Source organism: Arthrobacter sp. YA7-1 (genome assembly GCF_025960325.1).
GTDB lineage: Bacteria > Actinomycetota > Actinomycetes > Actinomycetales > Micrococcaceae > Arthrobacter > Arthrobacter bambusae_A.
Genome location: NZ_CP110114.1, coordinates 102,477 through 124,376 on the forward strand (window position 1 = coordinate 102,477; position 21,900 = coordinate 124,376).

Consider the following 21,900-nt stretch of genomic DNA (forward strand, 5'->3'; position numbering starts at 1 on the left):
AAGTAGTGGCAGTTCGGGTAAGTTTGGGAAGTTGCTCCGGAGCGATCTTGGACCCTTGTGGGTGTGGGTGGTGCCGGGTGTGTCTGTTGTTTGAGAACTCAATAGTGTGCCAAGTTTGTTGATACCGATTTGTTTTTATGGATTGGTTGATTTTGCCGGGCCTTGTCCGCCCCTGTGGGTGGGGTCTGGTTTTCAGCTGGTTTCAAATTTTGTGCAGCCGTTCTGCCGTTATTTCCGGTGGTTGTGGTTGTGTCTGTTTTTGTTTTACTTCAACGGAGAGTTTGATCCTGGCTCAGGATGAACGCTGGCGGCGTGCTTAACACATGCAAGTCGAACGATGATCTCCAGCTTGCTGGGGGGATTAGTGGCGAACGGGTGAGTAACACGTGAGTAACCTGCCCTTGACTCTGGGATAAGCCTGGGAAACTGGGTCTAATACCGGATATGACCATTCCGCGCATGCGGTGGTGGTGGAAAGCTTTTGCGGTTTTGGATGGACTCGCGGCCTATCAGCTTGTTGGTGGGGTAATGGCCTACCAAGGCGACGACGGGTAGCCGGCCTGAGAGGGTGACCGGCCACACTGGGACTGAGACACGGCCCAGACTCCTACGGGAGGCAGCAGTGGGGAATATTGCACAATGGGCGCAAGCCTGATGCAGCGACGCCGCGTGAGGGATGACGGCCTTCGGGTTGTAAACCTCTTTCAGTAGGGAAGAAGCGAAAGTGACGGTACCTGCAGAAGAAGCGCCGGCTAACTACGTGCCAGCAGCCGCGGTAATACGTAGGGCGCAAGCGTTATCCGGAATTATTGGGCGTAAAGAGCTCGTAGGCGGTTTGTCGCGTCTGCTGTGAAAGACCGGGGCTCAACTCCGGTTCTGCAGTGGGTACGGGCAGACTAGAGTGATGTAGGGGAGACTGGAATTCCTGGTGTAGCGGTGAAATGCGCAGATATCAGGAGGAACACCGATGGCGAAGGCAGGTCTCTGGGCATTAACTGACGCTGAGGAGCGAAAGCATGGGGAGCGAACAGGATTAGATACCCTGGTAGTCCATGCCGTAAACGTTGGGCACTAGGTGTGGGGGACATTCCACGTTTTCCGCGCCGTAGCTAACGCATTAAGTGCCCCGCCTGGGGAGTACGGCCGCAAGGCTAAAACTCAAAGGAATTGACGGGGGCCCGCACAAGCGGCGGAGCATGCGGATTAATTCGATGCAACGCGAAGAACCTTACCAAGGCTTGACATGAACCGGTAACGCCTGGAAACAGGTGCCCCGCTTGCGGTCGGTTTACAGGTGGTGCATGGTTGTCGTCAGCTCGTGTCGTGAGATGTTGGGTTAAGTCCCGCAACGAGCGCAACCCTCGTTCTATGTTGCCAGCGGTTCGGCCGGGGACTCATAGGAGACTGCCGGGGTCAACTCGGAGGAAGGTGGGGACGACGTCAAATCATCATGCCCCTTATGTCTTGGGCTTCACGCATGCTACAATGGCCGGTACAAAGGGTTGCGATACTGTGAGGTGGAGCTAATCCCAAAAAGCCGGTCTCAGTTCGGATTGGGGTCTGCAACTCGACCCCATGAAGTCGGAGTCGCTAGTAATCGCAGATCAGCAACGCTGCGGTGAATACGTTCCCGGGCCTTGTACACACCGCCCGTCAAGTCACGAAAGTTGGTAACACCCGAAGCCGGTGGCCTAACCCTTGTGGGGGGAGCCGTCGAAGGTGGGACCGGCGATTGGGACTAAGTCGTAACAAGGTAGCCGTACCGGAAGGTGCGGCTGGATCACCTCCTTTCTAAGGAGCACCATTTTCGCCTCTGGGTCTGTCTGCATGGATGGTCCGGGGGTGTGTGGAAGCAAAGCCCATTGCGCAGGCGTCTGTTCTGCGGTGGGTGCTCATGGGTGGAATATCAGCAGATAGCGGCCGGTTTGTTTTTTCCTGTGTTTAGTACGGATGCTCTTTGGGTGTTCTGGAACGGTGCGGGCGGGGATGGGCTGGTTTTCGTGTTTGGCACACTGTTGGGTCCTGAGGCAACAGGGCCGGTTGTGGGGGGTGCGTGGCCTGTTCGGGTTGCGTGGTTTCCTTGTGCCGGGTTTGTGTGTTTCTGGTTTCCTGGTTGCATGTCCTGTGCGTGTCCGGTTGTTCTTCGTCTTTTGTGGCGGGGGGTGGTTGGTGTGCGGGGGTGTGGTACGGGGTTGTTGTTTGAGAACTACATAGTGGACGCGAGCATCTAGGCACGCGCATGGTCATTGCTTCTTTTGGGGGGTGGTGGTGTGTGTGTGTCTTACAGCAATTTCTTTTTTTGAACCTGGATCCGTTCGTGCTTTTGCATGTGGCGGTTTCCGTGGTTCTCTCGAGAAGTTTTTTGATCTTGTGTGGTCAAGTTTTTAAGGGCACACGGTGGATGCCTTGGCATTAGGAGCCGAAGAAGGACGTAGGAATCTGCGATAAGCCTGGGGGAGTTGATAACCGAACGGTGATCCCAGGATGTCCGAATGGGGAAACCCCGCCAGAGGCTGTGAGGTTATCTGGTGACCCGCATCTGAACACATAGGGTGCGTGGGGGGAACGCGGGGAAGTGAAACATCTCAGTACCCGCAGGAAGAGAAAACAAGAGTGATTCCGTTAGTAGTGGCGAGCGAACGCGGATGAGGCTAAACCGTTCCATGTGTGATAGCCGGCGGGCGTTGCATGGGCGGGGTTGTGGGACTTTCCGTACTGGTTCTGCCGGACCGGTGGGGTGAGAGCATGGACATAGGTGAACGGTCTTGAAAGGCCGGCCGGAGAGGGTGTTAGCCCCGTAACCGTAATGTTGTGTGCCGCCTGGAGAGGATCCCAAGTAGCACGGGGCCCGAGAAATCCCGTGTGAATCTGTCAGGACCACCTGATAAGCCTAAATACTTCCTAATGACCGATAGCGGACCAGTACCGTGAGGGAAAGGTGAAAAGTACCCCGGGAGGGGAGTGAAACAGTACCTGAAACCGTGTGCTTACAATCCGTCGGAGCCAGTCTGATTCTGGTGACGGCGTGCCTTTTGAAGAATGAGCCTGCGAGTTAGTGTTACGTCGCGAGGTTAACCCGTGTGGGGTAGCCGTAGCGAAAGCGAGTCTGAACAGGGCGAGTGTAGTGGCGTGATCTAGACCCGAAGCGGAGTGATCTACCCATGGCCAGGTTGAAGCGACGGTAAGACGTCGTGGAGGACCGAACCCACTTCAGTTGAAAATGGAGGGGATGAGCTGTGGGTAGGGGTGAAAGGCCAATCAAACTCCGTGATAGCTGGTTCTCCCCGAAATGCATTTAGGTGCAGCGTTGCGTGTTTCTTGCCGGAGGTAGAGCTACTGGATGGCCGATGGGCCCTACAAGGTTACTGACGTCAGCCAAACTCCGAATGCCGGTAAGTGAGAGCGCAGCAGTGAGACTGTGGGGGATAAGCTTCATAGTCGAGAGGGAAACAGCCCAGACCACCAACTAAGGCCCCTAAGCGTGTGCTAAGTGGGAAAGGATGTGGAGTTGCGAAGACAACCAGGAGGTTGGCTTAGAAGCAGCCATCCTTGAAAGAGTGCGTAATAGCTCACTGGTCAAGTGATTCCGCGCCGACAATGTAGCGGGGCTCAAGTACACCGCCGAAGTTGTGGATTTCAGATAGTAGACAAGCCTTCGTGGTTCAGTCGTCTGGAGTGGTAGGGGAGCGTCGTGTGGGCGGTGAAGTCGCGGTGTAAACCAGCGGTGGAGCCTACACGAGTGAGAATGCAGGCATGAGTAGCGAAAGACGGGTGAGAAACCCGTCCGCCGAATGATCAAGGGTTCCAGGGTCAAGCTAATCTGCCCTGGGTAAGTCGGGACCTAAGGCGAGGCCGACAGGCGTAGTCGATGGACAACGGGTTGATATTCCCGTACCGGCGAAGGACCGCCCATGCCAAGCGGGGGATACTAACCGCCCGGAGCCTGCCCAATCACCCTTGTGGTGTGCGGGTTTTGGCCGAGCGCGGGACCTGATCCCGGGAGGTAAGCGTATTAACAGGTGTGACGCAGGAAGGTAGCCGGGCCGGGCGATGGTTGCCCCGGTCTAAGGATGTAGGGTCAGCGATAGGCAAATCCGTCGCTGTGTCTTTGATGACGTTCCTGAGATCTGATGGGACCCCCGTCATGGGGGGATCCGGTGATCCTATGCTGCCTAGAAAAGCATCGGCGCGAGGTCTTAGCCGCCCGTACCCCAAACCGACACAGGTGATCAGGTAGAGAATACCAAGGCGATCGAGAGAATTATGGTTAAGGAACTCGGCAAAATGCCCCCGTAACTTCGGGAGAAGGGGGGCCCCAACCTTGAACACCACTTGCTGGTGGGAGGGGATCGGGGCCGCAGAGACCAGGGGGAAGCGACTGTTTACTAAAAACACAGGTCCGTGCGAAGTCGCAAGACGATGTATACGGACTGACTCCTGCCCGGTGCTGGAAGGTTAAGAGGACCGGTTAGCCGCAAGGCGAAGCTGAGAATTTAAGCCCCAGTAAACGGCGGTGGTAACTATAACCATCCTAAGGTAGCGAAATTCCTTGTCGGGTAAGTTCCGACCTGCACGAATGGAGTAACGACTTCCCCGCTGTCTCAACCATAAACTCGGCGAAATTGCAGTACGAGTAAAGATGCTCGTTACGCGCAGCAGGACGGAAAGACCCCGAGACCTTTACTATAGTTTGGTATTGGTGTTCGGAGTGGCTTGTGTAGGATAGGTGGGAGACGTTGAAGCCCGGACGCCAGTTCGGGTGGAGTCATCGTTGAAATACCACTCTGGTCACTTTGGACATCTAACTTCGGCCCGTGATCCGGGTCAGGGACAGTGCCTGATGGGTAGTTTAACTGGGGCGGTTGCCTCCTAAAAAGTAACGGAGGCGCCCAAAGGTTCCCTCAGCCTGGTTGGCAATCAGGTGTCGAGTGTAAGTGCACAAGGGAGCTTGACTGTGAGAGAGACATCTCAAGCAGGGACGAAAGTCGGGACTAGTGATCCGGCGGTACATTGTGGAATGGCCGTCGCTCAACGGATAAAAGGTACCTCGGGGATAACAGGCTGATCTTGCCCAAGAGTCCATATCGACGGCATGGTTTGGCACCTCGATGTCGGCTCGTCGCATCCTGGGGCTGGAGTAGGTCCCAAGGGTTGGGCTGTTCGCCCATTAAAGCGGTACGCGAGCTGGGTTTAGAACGTCGTGAGACAGTTCGGTCCCTATCCGCTGCGCGCGCAGGAAATTTGAGAAGGGCTGTCCTTAGTACGAGAGGACCGGGACGGACGAACCTCTGGTGTGTCAGTTGTACTGCCAAGTGCACCGCTGATTAGCTACGTTCGGATGGGATAACCGCTGAAAGCATCTAAGCGGGAAGCTCGCTTCAAGATGAGATTTCCATACACCTCGTGTGTGAGAGGCCCCCAGCCAGACCACTGGGTTGATAGGCCGGATGTGGAAGACAGGACTAAAGACTGTTGAAGCTGACCGGTACTAATAGGCCGACAACTTACACCACACAAACACGATCACTGCTTGCGTCCACTATGTGGTTCCCGAACAACAACCCGTTCAGGAACAAACCACAACTGAATAACAACACCACCGTTCCCCCGAAAAAAAGGGAACACCTGTTGTAACCACAATCTTCCCGCCCCGCACCCCGTGCGGGGACCGGGTAACAGGGTTACGGCGGTCATAGCGTGGGGGAAACGCCCGGTCCCATTCCGAACCCGGAAGCTAAGACCCACAGCGCCGATGGTACTGCACCCGGGAGGGTGTGGGAGAGTAGGACACCGCCGGACAACCATTCACAGGCCAGGCCCCGACACACACTGTCGGGGCCTGACCCACTTAAAAAAACAAACACCACCAACACCCCCCGGCCCCGGACCCCCACCCCACCCCACCTGACGTGAGCGCGCGTCCGGCCCGGACCCGCCATATGTGAGCCGGCGTCCCGTCAGAACGCGCCATAGGTGAGCGGGGGTCTTAGCCGGCGAAGAATTCGGAGAGCTCGGAGATGAGCTTGTCGGGCGCGCGGATCACTCCGTCGTGGCCGTGGCCGGGCAGGATGGTGTAGCTCGATCCGGAGAGGACGTCGTGGATTTGGCCACACGCAACCCCGAAGTAGGCAGGACTCTTTTCACCGACCACAATGAGCGTCTCAAGCGGTAGCTCGAGGAACGGCTCAGCGGGCATGTCCGCGGCGATGACTGCCTTGATCTCGCGCACGCCGGCCTGCATGAGCTCGCGCATCTGCTTGCCCATGGGAGTGCCCGAGGCCAGCTTGGTGACGAGGGTCAGCATGGACAGCGGCATCCGCGCGAAGGCGCCCTCCGTCTCGACCCCCTTCACGAGCACGGCGAGCCCGCGGTCGAAGTCTCCGGCCGCCGTCGCGCGTTCGTATTCGCCCGTCCACTCGGCCTTCACGCTGTGGTTGACGGACACGGCGGGGTCGTAGACCGCCAGGCGTTCCACCGGAAGCGTGCGTGCCGCGTGCAGGGCCACTGCGCCTCCGAAGCTGTGCCCGAAGACGTCGGTGCTGGCCGTGTGCTTCATGACCTCGGACAGATCACGGATGTCGACGTCGAGGGTGTAGTCCTCGGGCTGCGGCGATGACTCACCGCGTCCGCGGCGGTTGAAGGTGTGGACCGGGCGGCCAAGGGCTGCACTGAGTTTCTGGGCAAACTTGGAGTAGTCTGCGGCGGTCACCATGGAGGCGGGCACGACGACGACGCCTGAGCCGGCAGCGGCAAGCTCACCGCCCGTCGTGAAGAGCTCGAGGGTTCCGCCGTCGGCCGTTGTGATGTTCTCGCGCGTCATGCTTCGAGCCTAACGGAGCCGCAGGATTCCGTCAGTCCTTGAAGTAGCTGGAAATATCCGTCACGAGTTCCTTGACCGCGGCGGGGATGGACCCGTGGAAGCCTTTTGGCGACACCACCAGCGTGCTTCCGGCGACGGCGGCGTACAGCCGTTCGGCGGTGACCTTGTAATATTCGGGGCTTTTGCTGCCCACCATGAACCGGGTGTTTCGAGGGAGCACCGAGAAATCCCGGGGGAGCGCGGCTTCGTCGTAGGCCGCTTTGAGTTCGGCGACGCCGGTTGGCATGAGTTCCTTGAGGACCTTGTTGACCTTCGTGTGGGAAACGAGCGCCATGAGTCCCGCCAGAATGGGCTCGGGGATCCGCGCCATGGCGGTGCCTGGCTGCATGCCCCGCTTCATCCGGGCCAGGGCATGGCCCACCTTCCCGCTATCGACGGATCGGGCAAAACCATCCAGCCAGCCTGTGTCCATGCTTCCGTCGATGTTCACGGCGGCGTCGTACACGGCCAGCTTGTCCGGCTCGTAGCTTGTTCCAGCAAACTCCTGGACAGCGTTCAGTGCCACCGAGCCGCCGAGGCTGTGGCCAAGGAGGTTCCTGGCGCCCGTGGCGTCCATGATGCTGCGGACGTCGGCAATCTCCGTGGCCATGGAGTAATTCGCCGGTAGCTCTGTCGAACTGCCGCGACCCCTGCGATCGTAGACGTCGACTGCCCAGCCTTCGCCGAGTCCCTTGGCCAGCGCCATGGAAAAGGGCCGGTAGATGAGCGCGGTCAGGAAAGCGCCGCCAACGAGCACCACGCGCCGCTCCCCGGGCGCATCCACCGCGCCGTAGCTGTACAAGGCGAGCTTGCCGCCGTCGGGCGTAGGGACCTCACGTTCTCTCACCGCTTCATCCTAGGGTGAAGGAGCCTTCGCCGTTCCTTGTGCCAGGTAGCGGGCAGTTCTCACCGCGAGCTGCTTCCCCGGCCGGAGGGGCCCCTCGTGGAACTGCAAGGGGACCACCGCGAAGTCCACTAGCGGAACGGCAGCTGCGAGCTGCCGGGCGATTTCGGCAAAGTATGCCGGGCTCCACCCACCACTGAGCATCAGGGTTGGCGTTTTCAGCTCCGCATAATCTTGGATATGGGAGTCGGTGTCGATGATCGCCCGCATCTCCAGCACCGCCGTCGGCAGCAGGTCCCTCATCTCGGATCCCAGCCTCGTCTTGGCGGAGAGGATGCTGATCATCCGCAGCGCCCCGAGCGGCAAATACGAAATCGGGCCGGCCGTACCCAGCCCCTGGACCAAATGCGCCCACCCATGGTCGAGTTGGCCGGCAGTGACGGCTGCTTCCAGTTGCGGCCGCCAGCGCTCGTTCAAGTTCCCGGAGAGGGAAACCGCGGCGTCGTAAGTGACGAGACGGGAAATGGGCGCCCGCAGGGCTGCCTGGAGCGCGACGAATCCTCCATAGCTATGCCCGACAACATCCGTGGATCCGCTGGCTTCCATCACGGAAATCAGGTCGCTGGTCTCCGTCGCAGCGGAGTAGTCAGGGGGCTGCGGTGCCGAACGGCCACGGCCGCGCCGGTTGTAGGAATGCACCGGCCGGCCAAGCAGGACGCTCAGGTTCCGGGCGAATGGCCAGTAGAGGGAATCGGTCACCAAGGTGCCGTGAACAAGCACGACGCCGGGCGCCTCCGTATCGCTCGAGGCGCCGGGAATCGACCCCTCGGCCGCCGGCCGGAAGGAGTGCACCTCAAGGTGGCCGCCGTCGTCGTCGGTTTCAACTGTCCATGTCTCCACAGCCCGAGTCTATGTTGCCGCGGGGGCGGGAGGGGAAGATAGGGAACTCTAAGGAATCCCCGGTAAACTTGTGGATTGTGACTTCCGCAAACACCCCATCCCCGCACAACGCCGCCGAGCCCGCAGACGCCAGCGAACAGATGCGCATCCGCATGGAAAAGCGCAGCAAGCTGATCGAGCGCGGCACCGAGGCCTATCCGGTGGGTGTTGAGCGGACGCATTCCCTCGCCGAGATCCGCGAGAAGTACGCCCATCTGCAGGCTGACGAGACCACCGGCGACATCGTGGGCATCACCGGCCGCGTGGTGTTCGTGCGCAACACCGGCAAGCTCTGCTTCGCCACCCTCCAGGAGGGCGGTGTGGACGGAAAGGGCGTGCGCCTGCAGGCGATGCTCAGCCTGGCGAACGTCGGCGAGGAAACCCTCGCGGACTGGAAGGCGCTGGTAGACCTCGGAGACCACGTCTTCATCAAGGGCGAAGTCATTTCCTCCAGGCGTGGCGAGCTCTCCGTCATGGCCGATTCCTGGTCCATGGCCTCCAAGGCCCTGCGCCCGCTGCCGGTCTTGCACGCCGAACTGAACGAGGAAACCCGCGTCAGGCAACGCTACGTGGACCTGATGGTCCGCGACGAGGCCCGCGAAATGGTCTACACCCGCGCCGCGATCACCCGCTCGGTTCGCGACACCCTGGACCGCCGCGGCTATGTTGAGGTGGAGACCCCCATCCTGCAGCTCGTCCACGGTGGTGCCACGGCCCGCCCGTTCGAGACGCATATGAATGCCTTCGACCAGAAGATGACGCTGCGTATCGCCACCGAGCTCTTCCTCAAGCGCGCCGTGGTGGGCGGAATCGACCGCGTGTACGACATGGGCCGCGTCTTCCGCAACGAAGGCGTCGACTCCACGCACAGCCCCGAATTCACCACCTTGGAATGCTACGAGGCGTGGGCGGACCAGTTCGTCATGGCCGAGCGCATGAAGGAAATCATCCTGAACGTCGCAGACGTCGTGGGCACGCGCACCATCCAGACTGACGCCGGAGAGATCGACCTCGACGGCGAATGGGCTTGGGTCGCTGTCTACCCGGGACTCTCCGAGGCGATCGGCGAGAAGATCACTCCGGACACCACGGTGGCGGAACTGCAGGCGATTGCCGCGAAGCACGGGGTCAAGGTGGATCCCAAGTGGGACGCCGAAAAGCTTGTGGTCGAATTGTTCGGCGAGATCGTCGAGCCCACGCTGCTCAACCCGACCTTTGTCTATAACTACCCGCCCTCCGCGCAGCCGCTTGCCCGCCCGCATCGGGAGGACGGCCGCCTGATCGAGGCCTGGGACCTCATCATCGGGGGCATGGAACGCGGCACGGCCTTCTCCGAACTGATCGACCCGGTCATCCAGCGCGAACGCCTTACGGAGCAGTCGCGTCGTTCGGCCGCCGGCGATGTCGAAGCCATGCAGTTGGATGAAGACTTCCTGCGCGCCCTTGAGTACGGTGCTCCGCCCATGGGCGGCATCGGCTTGGGCATCGACCGTTTGGTCATGCTGTTCACCGGAGCAGGCATCCGGGAAACCATCTTGTTCCCACTCCTCAAGCCCGAAGGGCACTGACCATGGAATACATTGCCGTTCTTGCACCGTCCGTCGTCGTCGGACTTCTCTTTTGGTTTGCCATGAAGGCTATCTTCAACGCGGACAAATCAGAGCGCCAAGCAGAAGCCCGCGCCCAGGAAGAAGCTGGATTCGGAATTGCCAAGCCGGCGGACGACGGCCCGACGCCTGCCAAATAGCTCTTTCTCAGGCCGCCCCCTGGGATTTAATAGTTCCTTGCCGGCGTCTTTGACTATGTCTTTGACTGTCCCTTTGACGGGGTGCCATCCGCTGGACGATAATCGTTAATTAGTAGTCTAGCTATTCTGCATATCCGGCCCCTCCAAAAGAGAGTCTTTTCATGGCACAGAAAGTCAAAATTATCCTCGTTGACGACCTGGATGAGGGCTCCGCGGATGAAACTGTCCGCTTTGGCCTTGATGGCGTCAGTTACGAAATGGACCTGTCCAGTGCCAACGCTGGGAAGCTCCGCGACGCTCTTGCGCCATTTGTAGCGAAGGCGCGCAAGACATCGACCGGCCGTGCAACGCGTAGCCGCGTTGCCTCTGGGAGAAACCAGGACTCCGCACAGATCCGTCAATGGGCGCGCGAGAACGGTTATACCGTAAACAGCCGTGGCCGTATTCAGGCCGAAATTCAGGAAGCGTACCAGAAGGCCAATTCCTGACACCAAGTATCAATACCCCGGCCCCAGGGCCGGGGTATTGTCATTTAACCCCCTGTTTAGGCGGTTAACGGTGTGGTGCGCCACTATTCCCTGAAAGACTTGGAGCAGACTGGGAATGCCCGGTGGGCAATCGCGACGTTTGCTGAGAAGAACGACGGCGGCCGGCCGGCCCGCGCGGGTGCAGCAGACGCGGGTGGCGGCAGAAGGTCCGCCCCATGGTGGAAGCCCCGGATCTGGTCTCCGCCGTGACCCTGGGGTCCACGGGCGAGTCGGGTGAACTTATTCCCGGTGTGGCCATGTTTCCCCTGTGGCGAACACGCCCCAAAATTCCAGCATTGGCACGTAGCATCAAAGTACGTCGTAGCTAGGAGTGTGGCGAAATGTTTGAGAGATTTACGGACCGTGCCCGTCGCGTTGTTGTGCTTGCCCAAGAAGAGGCACGCATGCTCAACCACAACTACATCGGTACCGAGCACATCCTCTTGGGTCTGATCCACGAGGGTGAAGGCGTTGCCGCCAAGGCGCTTGAGTCCCTGAGCATTTCGCTCGATGGCGTCCGCGAGCAGGTACAGGAGATCATCGGCCAGGGCCAGCAAGCCCCGTCCGGCCACATCCCCTTCACCCCGCGCGCCAAGAAGGTGCTTGAGCTCTCGCTCCGGGAAGCCCTGCAGCTCGGCCACAACTACATCGGTACCGAGCACATCCTGCTTGGCCTCATCCGTGAGGGTGAAGGCGTTGCCGCGCAGGTCCTCGTCAAGCTTGGCGCCGACCTCAACCGCGTCCGCCAGCAGGTCATCCAGCTGCTCTCCGGCTACCAGGGCAAGGAAACTGCCGGTCCCGGCTCAGGCCCGGGCCAGCAGGAAGGCACCCCGGCCGGTTCGGTGGTGCTGGACCAGTTCGGCCGCAACCTGACCCAGGCCGCGCGGGAGAACAAGCTCGATCCCGTGATCGGCCGCGAGCTGGAGATGGAACGCGTCATGCAGGTCCTCTCCCGCCGGACCAAGAACAACCCGGTGCTGATCGGTGAGCCCGGCGTCGGCAAGACCGCCGTCGTCGAGGGCCTCGCCCAGGCGATCGTCCGCGGGGACGTCCCGGAGACCATCAAGGACAAGCAGCTTTACACGCTTGACCTCGGTTCCCTGGTGGCCGGTTCCCGCTACCGTGGTGATTTCGAAGAGCGCCTGAAGAAGGTCCTCAAGGAAATCCGCACCCGTGGCGACATCATCCTCTTCATCGACGAAATCCACACGCTCGTGGGTGCCGGCGCTGCCGAGGGTGCGATCGATGCCGCGTCCATCCTCAAGCCGATGCTGGCCCGTGGTGAACTCCAGACCATTGGTGCCACCACTTTGGACGAGTACCGCAAGCACATCGAGAAGGACGCCGCGTTGGAGCGCCGCTTCCAGCCGATCCAGGTCAAGGAGCCTTCCGTCGCGCATGCGATCGAGATCCTCAAGGGCCTGCGCGACCGTTACGAGGCGCACCACCGGGTGACCATCACCGACGGCGCCCTTGCCTCTGCCGCAACATTGGCTGAACGCTACATCTCGGACCGCTTCCTGCCGGACAAGGCGATCGACCTGATCGACGAAGCCGGTGCCCGGTTGCGCATCCGCCGGATGACCGCTCCGCCGGAGCTCAAGGCCATGGATGAGCGCATCGCCGAGGTGAAGATGGAGAAGGAGTCGGCCATCGACGCCCAGGACTTCGAAGGCGCCGCGTCGCTGCGCGACAAGGAGCAGAAGCTCATTGCCGAGCGGGCCGAGAAGGAACGCAACTGGAAGTCCGGCGGCATGGACGACATCTCCGAGGTAGACGAGGAGCTGATCGCCGAAGTTCTCGCGAACTCCACCGGCATCCCGGTCTTCAAGCTCACCGAGGAAGAATCCAGCCGCCTCCTCAAAATGGAAGACGAGCTGCACAAGCGCGTCGTCGGCCAGGACGAGGCCATCCGTGCCCTCTCCCAGGCCATCCGCCGCACGCGTGCAGGCCTCAAGGACCCCAAGCGTCCGGGTGGCTCGTTCATCTTCGCCGGACCCACCGGCGTCGGCAAGACCGAGCTCGCCAAGGCGCTGGCGGAATTTTTGTTCGGTGAAGAGGATGCCCTCATCACGCTGGACATGTCCGAGTACTCCGAGAAGCACACGGTTTCGCGTCTCTTCGGTGCCCCTCCGGGCTATGTCGGCTACGAAGAGGGCGGGCAGCTGACCGAGAAGGTCCGCCGTCGTCCGTTCTCCGTGGTCCTGTTCGACGAGGTGGAGAAGGCCCACGCCGATCTCTTCAACTCGCTGCTGCAGATTCTGGAAGACGGGCGCCTGACCGACTCCCAGGGCCGCGTGGTGGACTTCAAGAACACGGTGATCATCATGACCACCAACCTGGGCACCCGCGACATCTCCAAGAGCGTGGCGACGGGCTTCCAGTCCGGCACGGACACCACCACCGGTTACAACCGGATGCGGGCACGGGTCACGGAGGAGCTCAAGCAGCACTTCCGTCCCGAGTTCCTCAACCGCGTTGACGACGTCGTAGTGTTCCCGCAGCTCACGCAGGACGAGATCATCGAGATCGTGGACCTGTTCGTCACGCGTCTCGAGGGCCGCCTCAAGGACAAGGACATGGGCATCGAGCTCACCACGGCCGCCAAGGTTCTCCTTGCGACCCGGGGTTACGATCCCGCCATGGGTGCGCGGCCGCTGCGCCGGACCATCCAGCGCGAGATCGAGGACCAGCTCTCCGAGAAGATCCTCTTCGGCGAACTGCACCCGGGTGACATCGTGGTGGTCGACGTGGACGGCGAAGGCGACGAAGCCAAGTTCACCTTTGCCGGCAACGCCAAGCCTCGCATTCCGGAAATCGCTCCGAGCGCCTAGGCTCCGGTTCGGCCGAGTCCCCGCTAAAGGCCCCGCCAGCTCCCACAAGGAGTGGGCGGGGTTTTGCGTTCCGGGTGCGCAATATCTGAAATAAGTGTTTCACTCTCAGTGAACCTTCTGTGATCTGCGGCACATCTCGTGTTGAATCAGAGCATGGATTCGAATGCCTCAGAGACCCCGAGCACGCAACCCGAAACTCCTTTCCACGATCTCGACCACTACCTGGCCATCCCCCGGGTCGGTGGCCTGGCTCTCAGCGCCGACGGAAGCCGCCTGGTCACTACGGTTTCCACCCTCAACGCCAAGGGCACTGAATACGTCACTGCCCTCTGGGAGCTTGATCCTTCCGGAAAGAAGCGCGCCCGTCGCATCACACGCAGCGCCAAGGGAGAGACCGGCGCGGTGTTTGCCTCCAACGGGGACCTCTACTTCACCTCGGCGCGGCCCGATCCCGACAGCCCCGAAGCAGATCCCGTGAGCGCATTGTGGCTCCTTCCTGCCGACGGCGGCGAGGCCCGCGTGGTGCACTCCCGCGCCGGAGGGGTCGGAGGTGTCATGACCGCGTCGGCCGCGGATGCCACCTTCGTGACGGCCTCGGTCCTCGCCGGTTCCACGGACGAGGAAAATGACGAGGAGCGGCGCAAGAGCCGCAAGGACAACAAAGTAGCGGCCATCCTGCACACGGGCTACCCGGTCCGCTACTGGGACGCAGATCTGGGCCCGGCGCAGCCCCGGCTGTTTGCCGTGGAAAACGGAGAGGCGGCTGAATCCGGCAAGCCCGCCACCGTGGACGCGACCGATCCCCTGAAGCTGCGCAACCTCACCCCCGACGTCGGCGCCAGTCTCCGCAACACCCACGCGGTGGTCAGTCCGGACGGCAAGACGATCTATACGAGCATGGCCAAGCCGCTCGCCAAGGCCGACACGCGCTTTGTGCTCGCCGCCGTCGACGTCGCTTCCGGCTCGCTCAAGGTACTCCTCGACCACGAGGGAATGAGCTACTTCCCCGGCCCGGTCAGCCCCGACAACAAATTGCTCTCCGTAGTCAGCGAAAGCGACAGCACCCCGGAGCGGGCACCCCAGGTCAAACTCCACCTCTTGAACGTCGGGTCCGGCGAGACCTTTGACTTCGAGCCCCTCGCGCCCACTTGGGACCGCTGGGGCAACCCGGGGGCCTGGCTTCCGGACGGGAGTTCGCTCCTCGTCACAGCCGACGACGACGGCGCCACGCCGGTCTTCCGGATCGCCGTCGCCGACGGTACGGTCACCCGGGTGACACAAGACGCGGCGGCGTACACCGACGTCGTGGTTTCCCCGGATGGACTGAGCGCATATGCACTGCGCAGCTCGTATGAATTCCCGGCTGAAGCCGTCCGGATCCACCTCGCCTCGGGCGACGTGGAGCGGCTCCCCGCCCCGGCTGAGCGCCCCAGGATCAAAGGCTCGCTCGAGCGGGTGGAGGCGAGTGCGGCCGATGGTTCGAGGGTGCCGGCGTACCTTGCGCTCCCGGAAGGCGCGTCGGAGGCAAATCCGGCGCCCTTGTTGTTGTGGATCCACGGCGGGCCGTTGGGCTCGTGGAATGCCTGGACCTGGCGATGGAATCCGTGGCTGCTCGTGTCGAAGGGGTATGCCGTGCTGCTGCCGGACCCTGCACTATCCACCGGCTACGGCCAGCAATTCATCCAGCGCGGTTGGGGCCAATGGGGCAAGGCGCCGTTCACGGACCTCATGTCCATCACCGACGCAGTGGTCCAGCGGCCGGACATTGACGCGTCCCGGACAGCAGCTATGGGCGGGTCATTCGGTGGCTACATGGCCAACTGGGTGGCCGGGCACACGGACCGTTTCAAGGCGATCGTGACGCACGCCAGTTTGTGGGCCATGGACCAGTTCGGGCCCACCACGGACGCCTCGCAGTATTGGCTCAAGGAAATGACCCCCGAGATGGCAATGGACAATTCGCCCCATCTCCACGTCGCAAAAATCACCACACCCATGCTGGTTATCCACGGTGACAAGGACTACCGGGTGCCGATCGGCGAGGGCCTGAGGCTTTGGTACGAACTTCTTTCCAGTTCCGGGCTGCCCGCCGACGAGAACGGCGAGACCCAGCACCGCTTCCTGTACTTCCCCGACGAGAACCATTGGATCCTGCAGCCGCAGCACGCCAAGGTCTGGTACGGCGTCGTGGAGCACTTCCTGGCCAGGCAGGTCATGGGACAGGAGGTTCCGGTTCCGGAGGACCTGGGTATTTAGGCGCGCTTCGCCTCGTAAGATTGGGGCTGTGACTTCCGCCTTCAGTATCCGCCCTGCCCGCACCGGCGATGTTGCCGCGATCAAGAGGCTTGTAGCCCCGTTGGCAGAGCAGCGAATCCTGATGGCCAAGGAGACCGTGGCCTACTACGAGAGCCTTCAGGAGTTCCGGATTGCCGAATCGTCCGACGGCGAGGTGATCGGCTGCGGTGCCTTGCACGTCATGTGGGAGGACCTGGCCGAGGTGCGCACGCTGGCGGCGGATGACAATTGGCGGGGCAAGGGCGTGGGCCACGTCCTTGTCCAGCAGCTCCTGGAGGACGCCCGCGCGTTGGGCGTCGCCAGGGTCTTCTGCCTGACGTTCGAAGTGGACTTCTTCAAGCGCCACGGATTCGAAGTCATGGCGGACCAAACCGCCGTCGATCCCCAGGTCTACTCGGAATTGCTGCGATCACATGACGAAGGCGTGGCGGAGTTCCTCGACCTGGCCCGGGTGAAGCCCAATACGCTGGGCAATACCCGCATGATCAAGGTCCTTTAGCCCGGGTTTCTTCTCCCTGTTGCTGAATATTCCAAGCCTCGGTCTTTACGTATATCAACTTGATGGATAAACTAATCGAGGCTCGGTTGCGGCGAGCCAACCATACTGTGGAGGCGAGAAATGAAGTACCACGTTATGTTTCCGGACTTTTCAGGTTTCCAGATCGACATGCCGCGTCCCGGCTCTGCGCCGGAGTCGCGCAAGCAGGGAACCGGAGGGTGCATGCGGTCCGCGTGCACGGATCTGTGGCCGGATTCGATGGCCAAGGGCGCAACAGTCCAAGACTTCAGCGTCGGCCGTTTGACGGCGGGCGGCCCGCCGCACTGAACAGGCGCATACGGAACGTTTTTCTGAAGGGACAGCCATTGGGGGCTGTCCCTTTTGTGTTTCCGCGTTCCGGACTTTCCACGTGAGGCCCATTCCCCTACCGTGCCCGGGGCGCTGGTAGTAGGGTCAAATCACCTACCAGCAACGCCCCAGGAGCGCGCCATGAAAAAGCTCATCAACGATCCCCGCTCGGTGGTGGACGAGTCTGTCGAGGGATTCGGCATGGCCCATGCCGACCTCGTGGACGTCCATATGGACCCCGTCTTCGTCGTCCGAAAAGGAGCGCCCGTGGCCGGCAAGGTGGCGCTTGTATCGGGAGGAGGGAGCGGCCATGAGCCGCTCCATGCCGGCTTTGTGGGGCACGGAATGCTCGACGCCGCCGTGCCGGGCGCCGTCTTCACCTCGCCCACCCCGGACCAGATTATTCCGGCCACTGCGGCCGTCGATTCCGGCGCCGGCGTCATACACATCGTGAAGAACTACACCGGTGACGTGCTGAATTTCGAGACCGCGGCAGAGATGGCCCAAGCGGAAGGAATCAGCGTCCGTTCGGTGCTCGTCAACGACGACGTTGCTGTCGAGGACTCCCTGTACACGGCAGGTCGGCGCGGCGTGGGTGGCACCGTGCTGGTCGAAAAGATTGCCGGCGCCGCCGCGGAGCGCGGGGATTCCCTGGAAGCTGTCGCGGGTGTAGCGGAGGGCGTGGTCCGCAACGTGCGCACTATGGGCGTCGCATTGTCGGGCTGCACCGTGCCGCATGCCGGGGTACCCAGCTTCGAGCTCGCTGAGGACGAAATCGAAATCGGCATTGGCATCCACGGTGAACCGGGCAGGCACCGGATCGCCATGGAAGGCGCCGACGCCATCACCAGCCGCCTCTTGGACCCTGTCCTGGAGGACCTCGGGATCAAGTCCGGCGAGGAAGTGCTGCTCTTCGTCAACGGCATGGGTGGTACGCCGCTCAGTGAGCTCTATATTGTCTACCGCCGGGCGGCCCAGATCCTCGCCGAAAGAGGAGCCAAGGTGGAACGCTCATTGGTGGGCAACTATGTCACATCGCTGGAGATGCAGGGATGCTCCATCTCGGTGTTGCGGCTCGATGACGAGCTCACTGCCCTGTGGGACGCACCCGTCCACACTCCGGCACTGCGTTGGGGGATGTGACGGTGGGCTTGGGGGTCGAGTGGGCGGTCCAATGGTTGACGCTCTCTGCACGGCTCATGGCCGAGCATCGGGAAGAACTGATTGCCTTGGACCGCGCGATAGGCGACTCGGACCACGGCGAGAACATGGACCGGGGATTCCAGGCCGTCATGGAGAAACTCGCCCAGACTCCACCCGAAACCCCCGGCGCGGCCCTGAAGCTGGCTGCGATGGCCCTGATGTCCAAAGTGGGCGGGGCCGCGGGACCGCTGTATGGGACCGCGTATCTTCGGGCAGGCACGGCGCTGGGAGAGAACGCGGATCTTGACGCGGCGGCGCTCGCCGGAGCACTCACTGCGGCCCGGGACGGAATTGTTGCCCGCGGCAAGGCCGAGCTGGGTGACAAAACCATGGTGGATGCCTGGTCTCCGGCTGTGGAAGCGGCGGACGAGGTCCTGGTGGCCGGTGGAGATGCTGTGGCCGTTCTGGCCGCAGCGGCCGAGGCTGCCGAGGTCGGGGCCGTCACGACTGATCCGTTGGTAGCGCGCAAGGGGCGCGCAAGCTACCTCGGTGAACGCAGTGCCGGGCACCGCGATCCCGGGGCAGCGTCTTCTGCGCTGTTGTTGCGCGCCGCCGCTACCGCCGCAGGATTCCCCGAGGGGCCCGCTGAATGACGGTGGGCTTGGTGGTGGTCTCGCACAGCCGGAAGATCGCGGAAGGTGCGGTGGAATTGGCCGCGCAGATGGCCCCCGACGTGAAGTTCTACGCCGTTGGCGGCACGGACGACGGCCGGATTGGAACGGACCTGGAGAAAGCCATCGCCGCATTCGAGGCAGGACTTGCGGAGGCTGCCGGGGATGGCGTGGTGGTTCTGACGGACCTCGGTTCCGCGGTCATGACGGCGGAATCAGCGGCCGATTTCTGCAGCGAGGCGGACAAAGTCCTTCTTGCCGATGCTCCGCTGGTGGAAGGCTTGGTTGCCGCGGCGGTGGCCACCCAAGGTGGCGCGTCGGCGGCCGCGGTGAAGGCCGCCGCGGAGGCGGTTCGATTCGGTCCTGAGCCCGCTATTGATATGGGGGGATCCGCTGAACCGCAAGGACGGGGCGAACCGGAGGAGAGCGGCGAGTTCGAACTCATCAACCCGATGGGAATGCACGCCAGGCCCGCAGCGAAGATTGCGGGCGGACTGGCCGGCATGGATGTCGAGGCAACGGTCAATGGAGCCGACGGAACATCCATCATGGAACTCATGAGCCTTGCCGTGGGCAAGGGCGGCAAGCTCAGGATCGAGGCTTGGGGCAAGGATTCATCGAAAGCCGTAGATTACGTCAGGCGGCTGGTGGAACAGGGGTTCGGCGAGATCTAACGCTGCTCCGGGGTCTGACGCCGCACCGGTTTGACGCCGCATGGGGGTTCAGGACTGCCGCAGGCCGTGGGCATCGAGCAGGAGGCTTGCCGTGATGGTGGTCTGGCACTGCTCGCCCCAGGGTTTGGCGGTTCTTGGCGTGAAGTTGATTGTCCTGACCGGCAAGGTCCCGCCGGTTGTGTCCGTGCCAGTCACTTCGGCATCGATGGGCGAGGACGTCAGTGTTCCCATGTTCAGGAAGCCGTAGCGGGTGCCATCCGGTGACGTGACGGCAGAGCATGAGCCTTCGGGTTCAGGACTGCAGGATTGCGGTACCGACACGCTTCCCGGGCGCAGGTCCACATCGCCTTCGCGGCATTTCCCGTCCTGGCATGCCTTCAAATGGACAGTCCTCACCGTTGGCGCGTATTCAGCCGTGATTGTCAGGGACACCACGGGTGCCATCGCAATTGCCGGGCAAACGGTGACTTGAGGTTCGCATCCCGAGCAGAGCGCCGCCGTCGTAGTCAAAGCGATGGCGGCCCACAACCTGCGCATATTTTGAGGATAATCCCGCAGCCAAGGCCCGGAACGGCACGCTTGCAACTGGCAGGCACATCGTTACCGACACCCACGGATCGTTGCTGCTCCGCGACCTCACGCGAAGGTCACGGCCGGCTTTCCGCCGGTTTCGGCCCGGCGCAAGGACGAGGCCGACCGCAAACATTAGGGTTCTTTGCATGACTGAACACTCGGACGTGAAGGCCACCCGTGCCGCCTACAACACGGTAGCTGCCGATTACGCAGAACTCCTGCGCAACGAGCTCGACGGCAAACCCTTTGACCGGGCCATGCTGGGTACCTTTGCCGAGCTCGTGGAGTCCGCGGGAGACGGGCCGGTTGCCGACCTCGGTTGCGGACCTGGACGGATTACGGCCCACCTGCATTCACTTGGCCTGGCGCCTTTCGGCATCGACCTGTCGCCCGAGATGGTGGCGGTCGCTCGCCGGGACCACCCCGGCCTGCGGTTCGATGAAGGGTCGATCGAATCGCTGGAGCTCGCGGACGGCGCCTTGGGTGGGATCGTCGCCTGGTACTCGATCATCCACACGCCGCCGGCTCGTTTGCCGGGGGTGTTCGCGGAATTCCACCGGAGCCTGCGGGATGGCGGCTTGCTGCTGCTCGCGTTCCAGGCCGGTGACGAGCCGAGGCACCTGGGCTTCGCCTATGGCCACGAAATCGACCTTGAGGCCTACCGCTTGCCGCCTGAGCGCATCACGGAACTGCTCCTTCAGGCGGGCTTTGCTGTGGAAGCGCAGCTGCTCCGCGAACCGGACGACAGATACGAGAAAACCCGGCAGGCGTATCTCTTAGCCCGCAAGCCAGCCCGCAACCCGGCCAGATCGTAGCGGAACCAGCGCAGACGGAAGCCTAGGCCGGAAGCCGCAGCCCGCCGTCGTGCATCTCGGCCAGACCGTCGCGCAGGAGCCCCTCGAGGGCGCGTTCCAGCTGTTCCGGGGCCGAGTTCAGGCGGTGCAGGGCAGCCAGCGGCACGGCCGCGCCTTCGCCGTCGAAACCGAGGTCGGCCGCGGGGCGTTCGAACAGCTCCGGGGCTACCGGCGAATCGGCCACGCGCAATACGGCCATGACGGCACCCCGCAGCTGCCGGTCGGTGCCGTGCCACGCCTGCCCCTTGGGCGTGTACGCCGGGGGCGGTTCACCGGCCGCGAGCCACGCGCAGGAGTCGCGGACGGGGCAATCCATGCACTTGGGGGAGCGGGCGGTGCACACGAGCGCTCCGAGCTCCATGACGGAGGCGTTCCAGCGGACGGAGAGCCCGACGTCGTCGGGCATGAGCGATTCGGCGAGACGCATCTCCGAGGCGGTCAGCGATGGAGCCGGCAACGCAAGTCCCGAAACGAGCCGGGCATGCACGCGCCGGATATTCGTGTCCACTACGGTTTCGCGGCGCCCGAAGGCAAAAGCGGCCACGGCTGCGGCCGTATAGTCGCCGACGCCGGGGAGGCTCAACAACGACGTGTGCGTGTCCGGCACCCTGCCGCCGTGCTGCTCGACGATTGCGACGGCGGCCGCGTGCAGCCTCAGCGCGCGGCGGGGATAACCGAGCCTGCCCCAATGCCGCACGGCCTCACCCGAGGGCTGCTTGGCGAGATCCGCAGGTTCCGGCCAGCGTGCCATCCAGTCTTCCCACACCGGCAGGACGCGAACCACCGGAGTCTGCTGCAGCATCACTTCGCTGACCAGGATCCCCCACGGGCTGCAGTCCGCCGATCTCCACGGCAACACCCGGGCCACCTCGGAGAACCAGCGGTCCATGGACTGGTGCAGGTCCGTGAGGTGGTGGATGCCGGCAAGTTCAGAGGCGCCTGGCAGTGACATGGAGATCCTCGCTGCGGTTCGTGGCGTGCCCTGATGGCGGCCGATTCCTGCCATCCACTGTAGTGGAGTCGCGGGGATGATGTAGGTCACACTGGCTCCGATCGGGCCCCGGCGGCGTGGTGCGGCGCCATCCGGGCAGTG

16 protein-coding genes and 3 rRNA genes are annotated in these 21,900 nt (G+C 62.4%); 14 read left to right on the plus strand and 5 right to left on the minus strand.

All coding sequences use genetic code 11. From position 1 onward, the window contains the following. The first annotated feature begins 269 nt into the window (after positions 1-269). From OIT41_RS00505 to rrf, 3 genes are all read left to right on the plus strand, one after another. Positions 270-1,791 (plus strand): 16S ribosomal RNA (locus OIT41_RS00505). Positions 1,792-2,374: 583 nt separating this feature from the next. Further along, positions 2,375-5,513: ribosomal RNA gene (locus OIT41_RS00510) — 23S ribosomal RNA — on the plus strand. A 169-nt stretch (positions 5,514-5,682) separates the two neighbouring features. Beyond that, positions 5,683-5,799: ribosomal RNA gene (rrf, locus tag OIT41_RS00515) — 5S ribosomal RNA — on the plus strand. Together the 16S, 23S and 5S rRNA genes form the textbook arrangement of a ribosomal RNA operon. Before the next feature lie 187 nt (positions 5,800-5,986). On the opposite strand, the gene OIT41_RS00520 is transcribed toward rrf, so the two are convergent. From OIT41_RS00520 to OIT41_RS00530, 3 genes are read right to left on the minus strand one after another with little or no spacing between them, the layout of a single operon-like run. Further along, entirely contained in the window at positions 5,987-6,820 is an 834-nt protein-coding gene (locus OIT41_RS00520; RefSeq protein ID WP_241707156.1) for an alpha/beta fold hydrolase, read from the minus strand. Positions 6,821-6,851: 31 nt separating this feature from the next. Beyond that, complete coding sequence (locus OIT41_RS00525; protein ID WP_078106970.1) at positions 6,852-7,706, minus strand: alpha/beta fold hydrolase; 855 nt, start codon at positions 7,704-7,706, stop codon at positions 6,852-6,854. 9 nt (positions 7,707-7,715) lie between these two features. After that, on the minus strand, positions 7,716-8,603 hold the full coding sequence (locus OIT41_RS00530; RefSeq protein ID WP_264637169.1) for an alpha/beta fold hydrolase: 888 nt from the start codon (positions 8,601-8,603) through the stop codon (positions 7,716-7,718). A 77-nt stretch (positions 8,604-8,680) separates the two neighbouring features. On the opposite strand from OIT41_RS00530, the gene lysS reads away from it, so the two are divergent. The 10 genes from lysS to dhaM all read left to right on the plus strand — a co-directional run bounded on the left by lysS (position 8,681) and on the right by dhaM (position 19,380). Further along, on the plus strand, positions 8,681-10,210 hold the full coding sequence (gene lysS / locus OIT41_RS00535; protein ID WP_241707159.1) for a lysine--tRNA ligase: 1,530 nt from the start codon (positions 8,681-8,683) through the stop codon (positions 10,208-10,210). Positions 10,211-10,212: 2 nt separating this feature from the next. Further along, positions 10,213-10,389 (plus strand): hypothetical protein, encoded by a 177-nt coding sequence (locus OIT41_RS00540; RefSeq protein ID WP_241707160.1) that lies wholly within the window; start codon positions 10,213-10,215, stop codon positions 10,387-10,389. A 161-nt stretch (positions 10,390-10,550) separates the two neighbouring features. Beyond that, complete coding sequence (locus tag OIT41_RS00545) at positions 10,551-10,877, plus strand: histone-like nucleoid-structuring protein Lsr2 (RefSeq protein WP_078106968.1); 327 nt, start codon at positions 10,551-10,553, stop codon at positions 10,875-10,877. A gap of 380 nt (positions 10,878-11,257) precedes the next feature. Continuing rightward, a complete protein-coding gene (locus OIT41_RS00550; protein WP_078106967.1) occupies positions 11,258-13,750 on the plus strand; it encodes an ATP-dependent Clp protease ATP-binding subunit in 2,493 nt (830 codons plus the stop codon). Between the two features lie 153 nt (positions 13,751-13,903). Beyond that, on the plus strand, positions 13,904-16,006 hold the full coding sequence (locus tag OIT41_RS00555; protein ID WP_264637170.1) for a prolyl oligopeptidase family serine peptidase: 2,103 nt from the start codon (positions 13,904-13,906) through the stop codon (positions 16,004-16,006). Between the two features lie 28 nt (positions 16,007-16,034). Further along, positions 16,035-16,544 carry an amino-acid N-acetyltransferase gene (locus OIT41_RS00560; RefSeq protein WP_241707162.1) on the plus strand — a complete coding sequence of 170 codons (510 nt, stop codon included), beginning with the start codon at positions 16,035-16,037 and terminating at the stop codon, positions 16,542-16,544. A gap of 120 nt (positions 16,545-16,664) precedes the next feature. Next, on the plus strand, positions 16,665-16,871 hold the full coding sequence (locus OIT41_RS00565; RefSeq protein WP_264637171.1) for a hypothetical protein: 207 nt from the start codon (positions 16,665-16,667) through the stop codon (positions 16,869-16,871). Positions 16,872-17,033: 162 nt separating this feature from the next. Next, the gene (dhaK, locus tag OIT41_RS00570; RefSeq protein WP_264637172.1) at positions 17,034-18,035 is read left to right on the plus strand and encodes a dihydroxyacetone kinase subunit DhaK; all 1,002 of its coding nucleotides are present in this window, start codon (positions 17,034-17,036) and stop codon (positions 18,033-18,035) included. Positions 18,036-18,037: 2 nt separating this feature from the next. Continuing rightward, positions 18,038-18,688: a dihydroxyacetone kinase subunit DhaL gene (gene dhaL, locus OIT41_RS00575; protein ID WP_241707164.1), complete on the plus strand. Its 651-nt coding sequence runs from the start codon at positions 18,038-18,040 to the stop codon at positions 18,686-18,688. Next, the gene (gene dhaM / locus OIT41_RS00580; RefSeq protein WP_078106962.1) at positions 18,685-19,380 is read left to right on the plus strand and encodes a dihydroxyacetone kinase phosphoryl donor subunit DhaM; all 696 of its coding nucleotides are present in this window, start codon (positions 18,685-18,687) and stop codon (positions 19,378-19,380) included. The genes dhaL and dhaM overlap by 4 nt, the downstream gene beginning before the upstream one ends. A gap of 48 nt (positions 19,381-19,428) precedes the next feature. On the opposite strand, the gene OIT41_RS00585 is transcribed toward dhaM, so the two are convergent. Continuing rightward, complete coding sequence (locus tag OIT41_RS00585) at positions 19,429-19,917, minus strand: hypothetical protein (RefSeq protein ID WP_264637173.1); 489 nt, start codon at positions 19,915-19,917, stop codon at positions 19,429-19,431. Positions 19,918-20,099: 182 nt separating this feature from the next. Between OIT41_RS00585 and OIT41_RS00590 the strand changes: the two genes are divergently transcribed. Beyond that, complete coding sequence (locus tag OIT41_RS00590; RefSeq protein WP_264637174.1) at positions 20,100-20,768, plus strand: class I SAM-dependent DNA methyltransferase; 669 nt, start codon at positions 20,100-20,102, stop codon at positions 20,766-20,768. Positions 20,769-20,790: 22 nt separating this feature from the next. Here OIT41_RS00590 and OIT41_RS00595 read toward each other — a convergent pair whose 3' ends face one another. Further along, positions 20,791-21,759, minus strand: coding sequence for an A/G-specific adenine glycosylase (locus tag OIT41_RS00595; RefSeq protein ID WP_264637175.1), 969 nt, complete (start codon positions 21,757-21,759; stop codon positions 20,791-20,793). Positions 21,760-21,900 lie beyond the last annotated feature (141 nt).